This is a genomic window from Pantoea pleuroti (assembly GCF_014156615.1).
Lineage (GTDB): Bacteria > Pseudomonadota > Gammaproteobacteria > Enterobacterales > Enterobacteriaceae > Pantoea > Pantoea agglomerans.
This window is the reverse complement of record NZ_SBFD01000002.1, coordinates 633833-647809: the sequence shown is the minus strand read 5'-3', so window position 1 is coordinate 647809 and position 13977 is coordinate 633833. Positions and strand designations below refer to the sequence as shown.

The window sequence follows — 13977 nt, the reverse complement described above, 5'->3', positions numbered from 1 at the left end:
CTTGCCGCGTCTCGCCTGAACAATGGATTACCGTCATTTTCACACTCTGGCACAGGCTTTGCTTATATCCCTGCGTGTCCGTAAACGTTACCTATTTACTCGCTGGAGGGGATCCAATGAAGCTGGTTACCGTCGTAATTAAGCCATTCAAGCTGGAGGATGTACGTGAAGCTTTATCCTCTATCGGCATTCAGGGACTGACCGTCTCCGAAGTGAAAGGTTTTGGCCGTCAGAAGGGCCATGCAGAGCTTTATCGTGGCGCAGAGTACAGCGTGAACTTCCTGCCTAAGGTCAAAATTGATATCGCTATTGCCGACGATCAGTTAGACGAAGTGGTGGATGTCATCAGTAAAGCGGCTTACACCGGCAAAATTGGCGACGGTAAAATTTTCGTAGCTGAACTGCAGCGCGTCATCCGTATTCGTACCGGCGAGACCGACGAAGCCGCTCTGTAATAAAGACTCAGTACTGTGATGGGATGGAATAAAAATGAATAAAATTTTCGCTAAGTTGGGCCTCACCAGCCTGGCACTGTTACCCTCACTCGCGATGGCTGCGCCTGCCGTTGCGGACAAGGCTGATAACGCATTTATGATGATTTGCACCGCGCTGGTGCTGTTTATGTCAATTCCAGGTATCGCGCTGTTTTACGGTGGTTTGATTCGCGGTAAAAACGTGCTGTCGATGCTGACCCAGGTTGCCGTCACCTTCTCACTGGTCTGCGTATTGTGGATGGTTTACGGCTATTCACTGGCGTTCAGTGAAGGCAACGCTTTCTTTGGCAGCTTCAACTGGGTGATGCTGAAAAACATTCAGCTGACCGCCGTCATGGGCAGCTTCTATCAATATATTCACGTCGCGTTCCAGGCCTCGTTTGCCTGTATCACGGTGGGCCTGATTGTCGGTGCTATCGCAGAACGCATCCGTTTCTCTGCCGTACTGATTTTTGTCGGCGTCTGGCTGACCCTGGCTTACCTGCCTATCGCGCACATGGTGTGGGCTGGCGGTTTCCTGGCACAGGATGGCGCGCTGGACTTTGCTGGCGGCACCGTGGTGCATATTAACGCCGCTGTCGCCGGTCTGGTGGGCGCTTATCTGGTGGGCAAACGTGCCGGCTTTGGTAAAGAGGCCTTCAAACCACACAACCTGCCCATGGTATTCACCGGTACCGCCATTCTGTATGTCGGCTGGTTCGGCTTCAACGCCGGTTCTGCTTCTGCAGCAAACGAAATCGCGGCGCTGGCCTTCCTCAACACCGTTGTCGCCACAGCGGGCGCCGTGTTGTCATGGACCTTTGGCGAGTGGGCGGTACGTGGTAAGCCTTCGCTGCTGGGTGCCTGTTCAGGCTTTATTGCCGGATTGGTAGCGATTACGCCTGCCTGTGGTTATGTCGGCGTCGGCGGTGCATTAATCATCGGCCTGGTTGGCGGACTGGCGGGACTGTGGGGCGTGACCACCCTGAAAAAATGGCTGCGCGTGGATGATCCCTGCGATGTGTTCGGCGTGCATGGCGTGTGCGGCATTGTCGGCTGTATCCTGACTGGCGTGTTTGCCTCCTCTTCACTGGGCGGCGTAGGCTACGCAGAGGGTGTCACCATGGGCCATCAGGTCTGGGTACAGCTCTTCAGCGTGGGCCTGACTATCGTCTGGTCGGGCGTTGTCGCCTTCATCGGCTTCAAGCTGGCTGATTTGATTGTCGGTCTGCGCGTTCCGGAAGAGCATGAGCGTGAAGGTCTGGATGTAAACAGCCACGGCGAGAATGCTTACAACCAGTAATGGATGGGCAGTGAAAAGATCAACCGGGGGCGAGCAATCGCCCCCTTTTTTTATTCGCTGCGCTGACGCATCACTCCTTCCTGAACCGTTGAGGCCACCAGCACACCCTGCTGATTGTAGAACTCGCCCCGGACAAAACCCCGTGCGCCTGACGCCGAAGTACTGACCACGCTGTAGAGCAGCCATTCACTGAAGTCGAACGGGCGGTGGAACCACATTGAGTGGTCGATAGTGGCAACCTGCATGTCCGGCTCTAAAAAGCCTTTACCGTGCGGCTGGAGCGCGACCGGCAGGAAATTGAGATCGGAAGCATAGCCGAGCAGATATTGATGGATACGTAAATCGTCGGGCAGTGGGCCGGTGGCACGGATCCAGACCTGGCGCTCCGGCTTATCCACATGGCCCCGGAGAGGATTGTGAATCTGTACCGGGCGGATCTCCAGCGGACGTTCAGCAATAAATTTTTCACGTAGCTTTTCTGGCAGCAGATGCGCCATTTTCTGCGCCATCGCCTGTTCAGTTAACAGATTCTCTGGCCCCGCCACCTGCGGCATCGGATTCTGATGTTCAAAGCCGCTTTCCGGTGACTGGAACGAGGCGGTCATATAAAAAATCGGCTGCCCATTCTGAATGGCACTGACCCTACGTGCGCTGAAACTTTTGCCATCACGCAGCGTTTCAACATCGTAAATAATCGCTTTCTGACTATCGCCGGGCCGCAAAAAATAGCTGTGAAAAGAGTGAATAATGCGATCTTCCGCCACGGTTTGCTTTGCGGCATACAGCGCCTGACCCACCACCTGACCGCCAAACACCTGACGAAGGCCAATATCCTCGCTCTGGCCGCGATATAAACCCTCTTCCAGTTTTTCCAGATTTAATAAATTCAGCAGATTTTGCAGTGCCTGACTCATGGCGCGTTCCTCAATATAGTGACCTGCTCAGTGTGAAAGATCGGACCAGTTGACGTCAATCAGACTTTCTGGATTGTCGGTGCCAGGCAAAATTTCATTTTTGTGCCAACATTAAGGACATACGGCGAGTGAAGCGCTGTAAGCAGGATTCGCTGCCGACAATCATTTTGATCAAATGGAGACGACATCAATGAAACTCAGGCATGTGTTCAGTGGAGTAGTTATGGCGGTTGCTGTTGTAGGATGCGCCGACAAGAGTAAACCCGTGCCAACGCCAACTCTGGGTTCTGCGGTTGCAGGACAGACGGCGGCGATTGCGCAGCCTAACGTAAGTGGTTCAGTCTTTATCCGCCAGCGCATTGCGCTGCCGCCGGATGCGGTATTAACCGTGACGCTCTCTGATGCGTCCGTCGCCGATGCACCCTCAAAAGTGCTGTCGCAGCGCGTGGTGCGTACCGAAGGCAAACAGGCACCGTTCCAGTTCGTGCTGCCGTTTAACCCAGCCGACATCAAGCCTGATGCACGCATTCTGTTAAGCGCAGCTATCTCAATCGACGGTAAGCTGGCCTTTATCACTGAAGGCGTGAAGCCGGTGATTAACCAGGGTGGCACCAAAGCAGAGCTGCTGCTGGTACCGGTTCCGTCTATGGCGATGCCAACCCAGCCGGGCGCAGCGACCACCGTTCCTTCGACCTCACCGACTCAGGTGACGCCGTCTGCTGCGGTTCCTGCTCCAACCCGTCTGTAATCTCTTTTCGGGGCGACATTGTCGCCCTTTTTTCCCTGTCTAAAATCGCCAGCGATAAGCCTCGAGATCGAGCTGTCCGTCATCACTCACCTCTATACCTTCCGCTTCCAGTGCATCCCGCTGCCGCAACAGACGGTCACCCTGAAGAGAAATTGTGCCGTGTCGGTTTACGACGCGATGCCAGGGAAGGGTAGTGCCCTCGGGTAAGCGACTCAGCACGCCACCAACCTGACGCGCCGCGCGCGGAGAACCGGCCAGTAGCGCCACATCGCCATAGGTGGTGACGCGGCCAGCCGGAATAGCGGCAACAATTTGCCAGATGCGTTGCTGGAAAGTGTCTGGCTGATTCATGTACTTATTTCATCAGGAAAAAGGGTTTTAACTTTAGCACGGGGAAAAGGCGGAGAAAGCGTAAAAGCAGTGGTTGTTCAAGAAAACAACGGTTGTCCCGACTACGCTTGCAATTGCCACCTCCTTCCCAGATAATGCCCCCGCTCTCGTAAAGAGGGCTTGTCAATGGGGGCCCTGTTGGTTCTCCCGCAATGCTAGCTTGTGAACTCGGTCAGATCCGGAAGGAAGCAGCCGTAGCAGGTGACGCGTGTGCCGGGATGTAGCTGGCAGGGCCCCCACCACTTTCTCCCTTCGATATTCTCCCCCTAAGCTGCAGACAGGCAAAACCCGCCTGGGCCGATCCTTTGCCGGCAGGCAGGATTATCTGGTACTTTGTTGGGGTAAAACTTAGCAGTAAGCGATCAGATTAACGGACAAATTTCCATACTGAACCCGGGACTTTATCGTAGAGCTTGTTCATCGTCAGTTCCGCCAGGCGATGGTCAGCCGCTGAGTAAAATACCGCTAATTCATCTTCCGGTAATTCATACTTATTTTTTTCAATCACCCTTTCCAGGGTATCAAGAGAGCGGCAGCGCCGCAGTCGCATCAAATAATCGGTTTTAGTCAGGGTTTTGTTCATAAATAAACCGTTCTCATGTCTTTACTATAATGAATGGCTCGGTTGCTGGAGAAAAGCGCACTCTTCAGTGAACAGATTAAATAAGCGTTTTGCTGAACGTTGCCACCGCTGAAGATCCGGACTATTGACACCATAATTGCTGAATAGCATAAAAGTATCATCAAGATATTCATCGATTTGCGAAATCAGCGCTTCATCTTCAACGTGCTTAATTTTGTAATTCATGGTGAAAGAGGCGATATGCTCAATCAAATCGTTAAGCTGTAGATTGCTTTCAGAAGTGGGATCATTAACCCAGCCATGATGGCTGTCGGTTAATGTTGCCATGCTGTCGTCAAACAGACTCTCACAAAGGTATTTAAGCTGGGCAATATCATGCCGTTTCGGTGAGTATTCGTCCATCTTTTTCCCCTCCATAGCTAGCACAGTTGCCGCAGGGCGGCGAGAGAAGATCACGCGGCCAGGAAGCGATTATTCGGGCAGTTATTAAACGGGATACCTTAAAGATAGTGTAAAACCATTAGTTCTGCTCACCTCCATTACTAAATATTACAATTCATCGCCAGGGGAGGGTTGCTCATTGTCGATCACATCAAACTCAAGTGCACCGGGCTTAATGTGAAAGTTTACCTGTTCTGACTGCGTCACGGTTTCATTTAGATCCAGGCAGGGACTAAATAAATTCCAGTCAAAATCGTAAAGTAATTTAAAACTATTCAGATCCTGGTATTCAACCGAAATGATTTTTAAACTGCCTGGAACTAATCGGGCATTGTGTGAGTACCAGCGTAAATCCCCTACCAGCAAATCGGTTATTTTGAGAATATTCCGCTGAACAATCTCTGCTATTTTTGCGCAGTCCGATTCACCCGCAGCAATATCACATTCAATACGTGACAGCATATCTGTTCCACTTATAACCGTTAATAAACCTATCATTGGTTTTCTGCAACTGGTTTGCAAGCCAGTTGAGCACAAAACTCTCAGTTTCTGAGTTTAGCCAGACGCGGTCGCGGCCCTTACCGCCAGCGCGGGTCTGCCAGTGCGTACAGGTGTTATTTATCTTTTGATACACAATCCCACATTCAACAGAGAGCAACATCAGGTATCTTTACTGTTATGTTATAACATTATGGTGAAGTGATGCGGCAGAGTGGACTACTTATGTCACTGGGCGGGCGGCTGGGAGTAGCACTGCTATTTATCACGCTGCTTGCCGTGGCAATAAAATGGGGGATCAGCGCATGATCCTGTTTAACGCGCTTCGCGCGGGCTACCAGGGACAGATTGTGACGCCGGCCATTACCGGCCAGCTCGCAGCAGGCTCAATGACCGCGCTGGTCGGCGCGAACGGTAGCGGCAAATCAACCCTGTTGAAAACCATTGCTGGCTTACTGCCACCGATAGCCGGGCGCTATGAGCTGCAGGTTGCACGTCGGGATATCGGCTGGTTGCCGCAGCGCACCGAACTTGAGACCCGCTTTCCCCTGACGGTATTTGAACTGGTCTCTATTGGCTGCTGGCCACGCTGCGGCTGGTTCGGCGGCATTAACCGGATACTGCGTCGGGAGATCTGGCAGGCGCTGGAAGCGGTTCAGATGAGTGATTATGCGGATGCGCAGCCCGCAACGTTATCCGGTGGACAACTGCAGCGGGTATTGTTTGCGCGGCTGATGCTGCAGCGCAGCCAGCTCTGGCTTCTGGATGAGCCTTTTAACGGTATTGACAGCCAGACGGTGACGCTACTGATGTCGATCCTTGAGCAGCAACAGCAGGCCGGAACAACCCTGCTAGTGGTGCTGCACGATCGTCCGCTGGTGGCGCGCTACTTCAGTAACGTGATGTCGATGGATGAACGTGAGGTTAACTGCACCTGCCTGCCTGCTTCCTCTCTGCGGAGTCGTGCGCCGTGACTCTTATTCAACCCTTTATTGAGTTTGGTTTTATGCGACGCGCGCTGGTGGCCTGCCTGGCGCTGGCTGTCAGCGCCACGCCGCTCGGGGTCTTTCTCTCCCTGCGACGTATGAGCCTGATTGGCGATGCCTTATCACACGCGGTGCTGCCCGGTGCCGCCATTGGCTATCTGATCTCCGGATTGTCACTGGTCGCGATGGGTGTCGGCGGCCTGATCGCCGGTTTAGCCGTGGCGCTGCTCTCTGGCGCGGTCAGTCGCTACACGCCGCTGAAAGAGGATGCCAGTTTCGCCGGGTTCTATCTGGGTTCACTGGCGCTGGGCGTCACGCTGGTTTCATTACGCGGCTCAAGCGTGGATCTGCTGCACGTTCTGTTTGGCTCGCTGCTGGCGGTAGACAACGCAGCGCTGTTGCTGGTAGGCGGCATCGCTGCCTTTACGTTGATTCTGCTGGCGGTGATCTATCGTCCGCTGGTCATTGATGCGTTTGACGGCGACTTTCTGCGTGCGCAGGGAAAATGGAGCGCACCGCTGGTGCATGGTCTGTTTTTAATGCTGGTGGTGCTGAATCTGGTGGCGGGTTTTCAGGTGCTGGGCACCCTGATGTCGGTGGGTTTAATGATGTTGCCCGCCGCCAGCGCCCGCTTCTGGAGTCGCCATCTCGCCGCGATGCTGGTTATCGCCATTTTCATGGCAATGATTTCGGCGCTGGCCGGGCTGATGCTCTCCTGGCACTTCTCATTGCCTGCAGGTCCCGCTGTGGTGCTGAGCGCCGCTATGCTGTTTTTTTTCTCCATTCTTACAGGGCCGTGCGGCGGAATTTTACGCCGCCATTAATCTTAAGGGGTATCTATGAAAAAATTACCGGTTAGCGTGGCACTCGCTGCGCTGTTTGCCACGCCTCTGGCGATGGCCAAAACGGTGGATGTCGTGGCCAGCTTTACCGTGCTGGCTGACATCGTTAAACAGGTCGGCGGCGATCATGTAAAGGTTAAAAGCCTGGTGGGGCCCAATGGCGATCCTCATACATTTGAACCGACACCGCAGGACAGTCAGGCGCTGGCGAAGGCCGATCTGGTGTTTGTCAGCGGACTGGGGCTGGAAGGGTGGATGGATCGGCTGGTCAGCGCCTCAGGGTATCGCGGTCAGCCGATTGTCGCCTCAACTGGTGTCACCACCCGCAGCATGGAGGAAGAGGGTAAAACCGTTACCGATCCTCACGCCTGGAACAGCATGCAGAACGGCGTTATCTACGCGACCAACGTGATGAATGCGCTGGTCAAAGCCGATCCTGAAGACGCTCCGGCTATCCGCCAGCGTGGACAGAATTACATTCAGCAGCTGCAGGCGCTGGATCGCTGGGCAAAAACTGCCTTTGACGCTGTGCCAGCCGATAAGCGTAAAGTGCTGACCAGTCACGATGCCTTTGGTTACTTTGGACAGCGATATGGCGTGACTTTTCTGGCGCCGGTAGGGTTCTCTACTGAGGCGGAAGCGAGTGCCAGCAACGTGGGTAACTTAATCACCCAGTTGAAGCAGCAGCACATCAACCGCTATTTCATTGAGAACCAGACCGACCCGCGGCTGGTAAAACAGATTGCCAGCGCCACCGGGGCTGAGCCGGGTGGTGAGCTCTATCCGGAAGCGTTATCCACGGCCTCTGGCCCGGCAGCCAGCTATCAGGCGGCTTTTAAACACAACGTGAATGCGATGCTGAAGAGCATGCACTAAGCATAAAAAAGGCCGGGCAAGCCCGGCCAGTCATCACGACACAAACTAGCGTTTTTTCTTTCTTCCCTGTACTGCTTTAAACCGCGGGTTCGATTTACAGATAACGTAAATACGGCCTTTGCGGCGGACCACTTTACAATCCCGATGGCGATTTTTTGCTGAACGCAGCGAGCTTAATACCTGCATGATCCTCTCCTCTATTTCTTTCCAAGAAAACGCCCGAAACGCTGGTTAAAGCGTGCGGTGCTGCCCTCTTTGGCAAAATCTTTCTGTTTGCCGGTGTAGAACACATGTGAGGCAGACGACACATCCAGGGTGACGTAAGGTAGCGTTTCGCCTTCGAACTCCACGGTGCGATCGGTTTTGATGGTTGATCCGATTTTGAACCAGACATCAGCCGATGTGTCATGGAAGACCACGTGACGATAGTGAGGATGAATATTCGCTTTCATAATGCACACCTATGTAATGTTATAACATAACATTATTATGCGATGCATAGACCAGGATTGCAACTGCCCATGAGACAGGAAAAGCAAGGGAACAGGAAATGAGAAGGGCAGAATCGCAGGCATAAAAAAAGGCCGCTTGCGCGGCCTCAGATGATTTACAGCTTAGTGAGTCTGGTTATGCTCAACCGGATGACTGTTCGCTGATTCTTCTTTTTTCTTGCCAAAGCGGCGGCGTACCACCACAAAGAACACAGGAACGAAGAAGATCGCCAGTATGGTCGCGGTGACCATACCACCGATAACACCGGTACCTACGGCGTTTTGCGAACCGGAACCGGCCCCGGTACTGATCGCCAGCGGCAGTACCCCGAGAATAAACGCCAGAGACGTCATCAGGATAGGACGCAGACGCATACGGCACGCTTCCAGCGCAGCTTCAATCAGCCCTTTACCCTCTTTATCCATCAAATCTTTAGCAAATTCGACGATAAGGATGGCGTTCTTGGTGGAGAGGCCGATGGTTGTCAGTAACCCCACTACGAAGTAGACGTCATTACTCAGGCCACGCAGGGTGGTAAAGATCAGTGCACCAATGACCCCGAGCGGGACAACCAGCATAACCGAGAATGGAATCGACCAGCTCTCGTACAGTGCGGCGAGACACAGGAAGACCACAATCAGTGAGATGGCATAGAGCGCAGGGGCCTGGTTGCCTGACAGGCGTTCCTGATAGGACATGCCGGTCCAGTCATAGCCGATACCGGCAGGCAGTTTCGCCGCCAGCTCTTCCATCAGGTCCATTGCCGCACCTGAGCTTTTGCCTGGCGCAGCCTGTCCCAGGATTTCCATCGCAGGCAGACCGTTGTAACGCTCAAGACGCGGTGAACCATATTGCCATTTCGCTGATGAGAAGGCAGAGAAGGGCACCATGGTTCCGCTGCTGTTGCGCACGTACCATTTACCAATGTCGTCCGGCAGCATGCGGGCGTCCGCTTTACCCATGACGTAAACTTTCTTCACGCGACCGCGGTCAATGAAGTCATTGACGTAGGAACCGCCCCAGGAAGCCGCCAGCGTGGTGTTGATATCACTCAGTGATACGCCCAGCGCCTGTGCTTTCTCCTGATCGATGGTCAGCTTGTACTGTGGCGTATCTTCCATCCCGTTAGGACGGACGCCAACCAGCGTATCAGGATGTTGCGCAATCATGCCGAACAGCTGATTACGCGCTTCCGTCAGCTTATCGTGGCCAAGGTTATTCTGGTCGATCAGCTCAAAGTCGAAGCCGGTCGCGTTACCCAGTTCAATAATGGCTGGCAGGTTGAAAGGAATGACCATTGCATCTTTGATCGCGCCCAGCGCCTGCATGGCACGGCCAGCAATCGCCGGTACTTTCATGTCGCTGCCGGTACGCTCATCCCACGGCTTGAGACTGACGAAGGCGATACCGGTGTTCTGTCCACGACCGGCAAAGCCGAAGCCGTTAACGGTAAACACCGATTTAACCGTGTCTTTCTCCTGGGTCAGGAAGTAATCCGTCACCTGATCCAGCACTTTCTGCGTACGCTCCTGGGTTGCACCAGCAGGCAGCTGCGCCTGAGCCAGCAGCAGACCCTGATCCTCTTCCGGTAAGAATGAAGAGGGCAGGCGCACAAACAGAAACGCCATACCGACCACGATCACCAGATAGATCAACATATAGCGACCCGTACTGCGAACCATGTGACCCACACCATCCACATAGTGGTTGGTGCTTTTGTCGAACATGCGGTTGAACCAGCCGAAGAAACCGGTGGTTTTACCGTGCTCGCCTTTTTTAATCGGTTTCAGCATGGTGGCACAGAGTGCCGGCGTCAGAATAAAGGCGACCAGCACCGACAGCGCCATTGCCGAAACGATAGTGATGGAGAACTGACGGTAGATAACACCGGTCGAACCACCAAAGAACGCCATTGGAATAAATACGGCAGCCAGCACCAGTGCGATACCGACCAGTGCGCCCTGGATCTGCTCCATTGAACGCTTAGTCGCTTCTTTTGGCGGTAATCCCTCTTCCGCCATCACGCGCTCAACGTTCTCGACCACCACGATGGCGTCATCCACCAGCAAGCCGATGGCCAGCACCATCCCGAACATCGTCAGGGTGTTTATCGAATAGCCAAAAGCGCTGATAACGGCAAACGTACCCAGCAATACCACGGGGACCGCGATGGTAGGAATGAGCGTGGCGCGGAAGTTCTGCAGAAACAGATACATAACCAGGAACACCAGCACGATCGCTTCGATCAGCGTTTTCACCACTTCGAAAATCGAGATCTTGACGAAAGGCGTGGTGTCATACGGATAGACCACTTTCAAACCGGCCGGGAACGTCGGCTGCAATTTGGCCAGTTCTTCTTTCACCGCATTGGCGGTATCCAGCGCATTCGCACCGGTGGCCAGCTTGATACCGATACCGGACGCAGGCTTGCCGTTATAACGGGCAACGATCTCGTAGTTTTCCGCGCCAAGTTCAATCCTTGCCACATCACGCAGACGAACCTGAGAACCATCTTCATTCACTTTCAGCAGGATTTTGCCGAATTCATCGGTAGAGGTGAGACGGGTTTGCGCAATGATAGAGGCGTTAAGCTGCTGTCCCGGAACCGGAGGCGTACCGCCCAACTGACCGGCAGCAACCTGGGTGTTCTGAGTATTCAGCGCGCTGATAACATCAACCGGCGTCAGGTTGTAGTTGTTCAGCTTGTGCGGATCCATCCAGATACGCATCGCGTACTGCGCACCAAATACCTGGGTATCACCCACGCCTTTGGTACGGCTGATCGGATCTTTGATGGACGATGAAATAAAGTCAGAAATATCATTCTGCGTCATATTGTCATCGTCGCTGATGAAGCCCGCTACCATCAGGAAGCTACTGGAAGATTTCTTAACCTGAATCCCCTGTTGCTGTACTTCCTGCGGTAACAGCGGCGTCGCCAGCTGCAGTTTGTTCTGCACCTGAACCTGCGCGATATCGGCATCTGTCCCTGACTCAAAGGAGATCGTCAGGGTCAGCGTACCGGATGAATCGCTGCTTGAGGACATATACATCAGTCCATCAATACCGTTCATATTTTGTTCGATGACCTGGGTCACCGAGTCCTGCAGCGTTTTAGCATCTGCACCAGGGTAGGTGGCCTGAATCTCAATCGCCGGTGGTGCAACATTGGGATATTGCTCAATCGGAAGTTTGAGAATCGATAGCGCACCGACCAGCATAATGATGATGGCGAGCACCCACGCAAAGATGGGCCGATCGATAAAGAACTTAGCCATGAATCAACGGCTCCTGTTATGACGATGACTTGTCAGACTGCGGCTTTGAACCGGGTGCCGCTTTCGCATCGTCTGAGACTTCTTGTGGGGTAACCTGTGCGCCCGGCTTGGCTCGCTGCAGACCCGTGCTGATCACACGTTCACCCGCTTTAACACCGTCGGTGACTAACCATTTGTCGCCAATCGCCTGAGAGGTGGTGACCTGACGAGCTTCCACTTTGTTATCTGCACCCACCACCATGACCGTTGCCTGACCCGTTGGGGTACGGGCTACCGCCTGTTGCGGAACCAGCAGCGCATTAGGATTGGTGCCTTCATCCAGACGTGCGCGAACAAACATGCCCGGTAACAGCGCATGGTTCGGGTTCGGGACAATGGCGCGCAGGGTGATAGAACCGGTGGTTTCATCAACGGTAACGTCAGAGAACTCCAGCGTACCGGTCTGTGGATAGCTGTTGCCGTTCTGCATCAGCAAGGTCACGTTGGCTTTGCCATCGTTCTGCTTCAGCTGACCCGACTCCAGTTCTGAACGTAAGCGCATGAAATCTTCGCTCGACTGGGTGACGTCCACATACATCGGATCAAGTTGCTGCACAGTGGCCAGGGCGGTGGTTTGTGCGTTTTGTACCAGCGCACCTTCCGTTACCGACGATTTGCCGATGCGGCCACTGATAGGCGAGGTGACTTTGGTATAAGCCAGGTTAATGCGGGCCGTTTCTACATTGGCTTTTGCTACCTGAACCGCAGCATCGTTTTGCGCGGCCGTGGCAACGGCGGTGTCGTAATCCTGCTGACTGATATATTTGGTGCCGAGTAAAGGCTTATAACGTTTGACGGTCAACTGAGCGATGCGAGCATTGGCCTGCGCCTGAGTCAAATCACCTTTGGCGCTGTCATAGGCGGCCTGATAGGTAGCAGGATCGATCTGATAAAGAGACTGACCCGCTTTGACATCGCTGCCTTCAACAAAGTTACGCTTCAGAATGATACCGGAAACCTGCGGACGGACTTCGGCGACACGATATGCCGAGGTGCGGCCAGGTAATTCAGTCGAGATTTTCAGGGGTTCAGTTTTCAATGTTACAACCCCCACTGCTGGCGGTTGCTGGGCGGCTTGTTCGGATTTATTGTTGTCACATCCTGTTAACAAAAAGCTGCCTGATAGCATCAGGACGGCCGCCAGAGGCGATAATCCTCTGATTTTATTCATAAATAAACCTCTAGTGTCCGATATCAATTGGTCAATGGATCACAAACTGAAAAACCCATTGCTGTGTCAAGTCGCAGGTCATGCTATGGTACATACATTCGCAAATGTATGTAAACTTACCTGTTTGTAAAAAAAGCCCCTTATGGCACGAAAAACCAAAGCGCAAGCACTTGAAACGCGACATCAAATTCTTGATGCCGCCATTGTTCTGTTTTCGCAGCAGGGCGTTTCAGCCACTTCTCTGGCGGATATTGCAACCGCTGCCAGCGTCACGCGAGGTGCCATCTACTGGCACTTCAAAAATAAAGCCGATGTATTACATGAAATATGGCTTCGTTGTGATGCTGGTCTGGACGATGTGGAACTTGAGTATCAGACAAAATACCCTGGCGATCCACTCTCTGTGTTGCGAGCGATGCTGGTCTATATCTTTGACGCGACAGCAAAGGATCCGCAGCGCCGCGCCTTGATGGAGATCATTTTCCACAAGTGCGAATTTGTGGGCGAAATGTCGGCGCTGAAGAATATGCAGCAGAGCTTACTGCTGGAATGCTACGACAAAATTGAAGATGTCCTGCGCCAGTGTATCGAAGCCGGACAGCTTCCGGGCAGTCTCAGCACGCGTCAGGCCGCTCTTATCCTGCGCGGTTACGTCAACGGTATGATGGAAAGCTGGCTGTTTGCGCCGGACAGTTTTGATTTAGCCGGAGACGCGCCGACGCTGGTTAATGCCTTTATCGATATGCTGCGCCTCAGTCCGACGCTGACTGCGACAGCCCACCACTAAGCCGATGGGCGATCGCGCTTGTTTTCGAAATCGCGCTGCACCATGGCCAGCGCTGAAAGCACGGTTTCCACTGGCAGTTGATGCTCTTCCAGTAGCTGAATCAAATCAACTGCCAGTTTGACGTCGTCAGGGGCATTTTCCAGTGACATCTCTTCT

17 protein-coding genes and 1 other RNA gene are annotated in these 13977 nt (G+C 53.5%); 8 read left to right on the top strand and 10 right to left on the bottom strand.

Features of this window, described 5'->3' with window-relative positions:
• Nucleotides 1–116: 116 nt before the first annotated feature.
• Both glnK and amtB read left to right on the top strand, forming a co-directional pair.
• The gene (gene glnK / locus EPG66_RS07100; RefSeq protein WP_003850469.1) at nt 117–455 is read left to right on the top strand and encodes a P-II family nitrogen regulator; all 339 of its coding nucleotides are present in this window, start codon (nt 117–119) and stop codon (nt 453–455) included.
• Nucleotides 456–489: 34 nt separating this feature from the next.
• A complete protein-coding gene (gene amtB, locus EPG66_RS07095; protein WP_010255877.1) occupies nt 490–1776 on the top strand; it encodes an ammonium transporter AmtB in 1287 nt (428 codons plus the stop codon).
• Nucleotides 1777–1826: 50 nt separating this feature from the next.
• Here amtB and tesB read toward each other — a convergent pair whose 3' ends face one another.
• Nucleotides 1827–2690 carry an acyl-CoA thioesterase II gene (gene tesB, locus EPG66_RS07090; RefSeq protein WP_010255880.1) on the bottom strand — a complete coding sequence of 288 codons (864 nt, stop codon included), beginning with the start codon at nt 2688–2690 and terminating at the stop codon, nt 1827–1829.
• A 190-nt stretch (nt 2691–2880) separates the two neighbouring features.
• On the opposite strand from tesB, the gene EPG66_RS07085 reads away from it, so the two are divergent.
• Nucleotides 2881–3438, top strand: a complete 558-nt coding sequence (locus tag EPG66_RS07085; protein WP_010255881.1) for a YbaY family lipoprotein — start codon at nt 2881–2883, stop codon at nt 3436–3438.
• Nucleotides 3439–3477: 39 nt separating this feature from the next.
• Here EPG66_RS07085 and EPG66_RS07080 read toward each other — a convergent pair whose 3' ends face one another.
• On the bottom strand, nt 3478–3789 hold the full coding sequence (locus tag EPG66_RS07080) for an MGMT family protein (RefSeq protein ID WP_031592174.1): 312 nt from the start codon (nt 3787–3789) through the stop codon (nt 3478–3480).
• Nucleotides 3790–3964: 175 nt separating this feature from the next.
• Between EPG66_RS07080 and ffs the strand changes: the two genes are divergently transcribed.
• Nucleotides 3965–4061: signal recognition particle sRNA small type (gene ffs / locus EPG66_RS07075), an RNA gene on the top strand.
• Nucleotides 4062–4195: 134 nt separating this feature from the next.
• Here the strand turns inward: ffs and EPG66_RS07070 are convergent.
• The 3 genes from EPG66_RS07070 to EPG66_RS07060 all read right to left on the bottom strand — a co-directional run bounded on the left by EPG66_RS07070 (nt 4196) and on the right by EPG66_RS07060 (nt 5314).
• The gene (locus EPG66_RS07070) at nt 4196–4411 is read right to left on the bottom strand and encodes an HHA domain-containing protein (protein WP_003850458.1); all 216 of its coding nucleotides are present in this window, start codon (nt 4409–4411) and stop codon (nt 4196–4198) included.
• 24 nt (nt 4412–4435) lie between these two features.
• On the bottom strand, nt 4436–4813 hold the full coding sequence (gene tomB, locus EPG66_RS07065) for an Hha toxicity modulator TomB (protein WP_003850455.1): 378 nt from the start codon (nt 4811–4813) through the stop codon (nt 4436–4438).
• A 147-nt stretch (nt 4814–4960) separates the two neighbouring features.
• Nucleotides 4961–5314, bottom strand: coding sequence for a hypothetical protein (locus EPG66_RS07060; RefSeq protein WP_031592173.1), 354 nt, complete (start codon nt 5312–5314; stop codon nt 4961–4963).
• Between the two features lie 341 nt (nt 5315–5655).
• On the opposite strand from EPG66_RS07060, the gene EPG66_RS07055 reads away from it, so the two are divergent.
• The 3 genes from EPG66_RS07055 to EPG66_RS07045 are packed head-to-tail and all read left to right on the top strand — an operon-like array spanning nt 5656 to nt 8054.
• Nucleotides 5656–6324, top strand: coding sequence for a metal ABC transporter ATP-binding protein (locus EPG66_RS07055; protein WP_069026576.1), 669 nt, complete (start codon nt 5656–5658; stop codon nt 6322–6324).
• Nucleotides 6321–7160 carry a metal ABC transporter permease gene (locus EPG66_RS07050; RefSeq protein ID WP_010255890.1) on the top strand — a complete coding sequence of 280 codons (840 nt, stop codon included), beginning with the start codon at nt 6321–6323 and terminating at the stop codon, nt 7158–7160. Before EPG66_RS07055 ends, EPG66_RS07050 begins: the two co-directional genes overlap by 4 nt.
• A gap of 15 nt (nt 7161–7175) precedes the next feature.
• On the top strand, nt 7176–8054 hold the full coding sequence (locus tag EPG66_RS07045) for a metal ABC transporter substrate-binding protein (protein WP_031592168.1): 879 nt from the start codon (nt 7176–7178) through the stop codon (nt 8052–8054).
• Between the two features lie 45 nt (nt 8055–8099).
• Here EPG66_RS07045 and ykgO read toward each other — a convergent pair whose 3' ends face one another.
• The 4 genes from ykgO to EPG66_RS07025 form a co-directional block, all read right to left on the bottom strand.
• Nucleotides 8100–8240 (bottom strand): type B 50S ribosomal protein L36, encoded by a 141-nt coding sequence (gene ykgO, locus EPG66_RS07040; protein ID WP_010255896.1) that lies wholly within the window; start codon nt 8238–8240, stop codon nt 8100–8102.
• Nucleotides 8241–8251: 11 nt separating this feature from the next.
• The gene (locus EPG66_RS07035; protein WP_010671219.1) at nt 8252–8506 is read right to left on the bottom strand and encodes a type B 50S ribosomal protein L31; all 255 of its coding nucleotides are present in this window, start codon (nt 8504–8506) and stop codon (nt 8252–8254) included.
• A gap of 162 nt (nt 8507–8668) precedes the next feature.
• Nucleotides 8669–11824 carry a multidrug efflux RND transporter permease subunit AcrB gene (locus tag EPG66_RS07030; protein ID WP_031592166.1) on the bottom strand — a complete coding sequence of 1052 codons (3156 nt, stop codon included), beginning with the start codon at nt 11822–11824 and terminating at the stop codon, nt 8669–8671.
• 16 nt (nt 11825–11840) lie between these two features.
• The gene (locus EPG66_RS07025) at nt 11841–13034 is read right to left on the bottom strand and encodes an efflux RND transporter periplasmic adaptor subunit (protein WP_182686332.1); all 1194 of its coding nucleotides are present in this window, start codon (nt 13032–13034) and stop codon (nt 11841–11843) included.
• Nucleotides 13035–13176: 142 nt separating this feature from the next.
• Here EPG66_RS07025 and acrR point away from each other — a divergent pair, with 142 nt between their 5' ends.
• On the top strand, nt 13177–13821 hold the full coding sequence (gene acrR / locus EPG66_RS07020) for a multidrug efflux transporter transcriptional repressor AcrR (protein ID WP_069025897.1): 645 nt from the start codon (nt 13177–13179) through the stop codon (nt 13819–13821).
• On the opposite strand, the gene rsmS is transcribed toward acrR, so the two are convergent.
• Nucleotides 13818–13970: a pleiotropic regulatory protein RsmS gene (gene rsmS / locus EPG66_RS07015; RefSeq protein ID WP_010255907.1), complete on the bottom strand. Its 153-nt coding sequence runs from the start codon at nt 13968–13970 to the stop codon at nt 13818–13820. The genes acrR and rsmS overlap by 4 nt on opposite strands.
• Between the last annotated feature and the right edge of the window lie 7 nt (nt 13971–13977).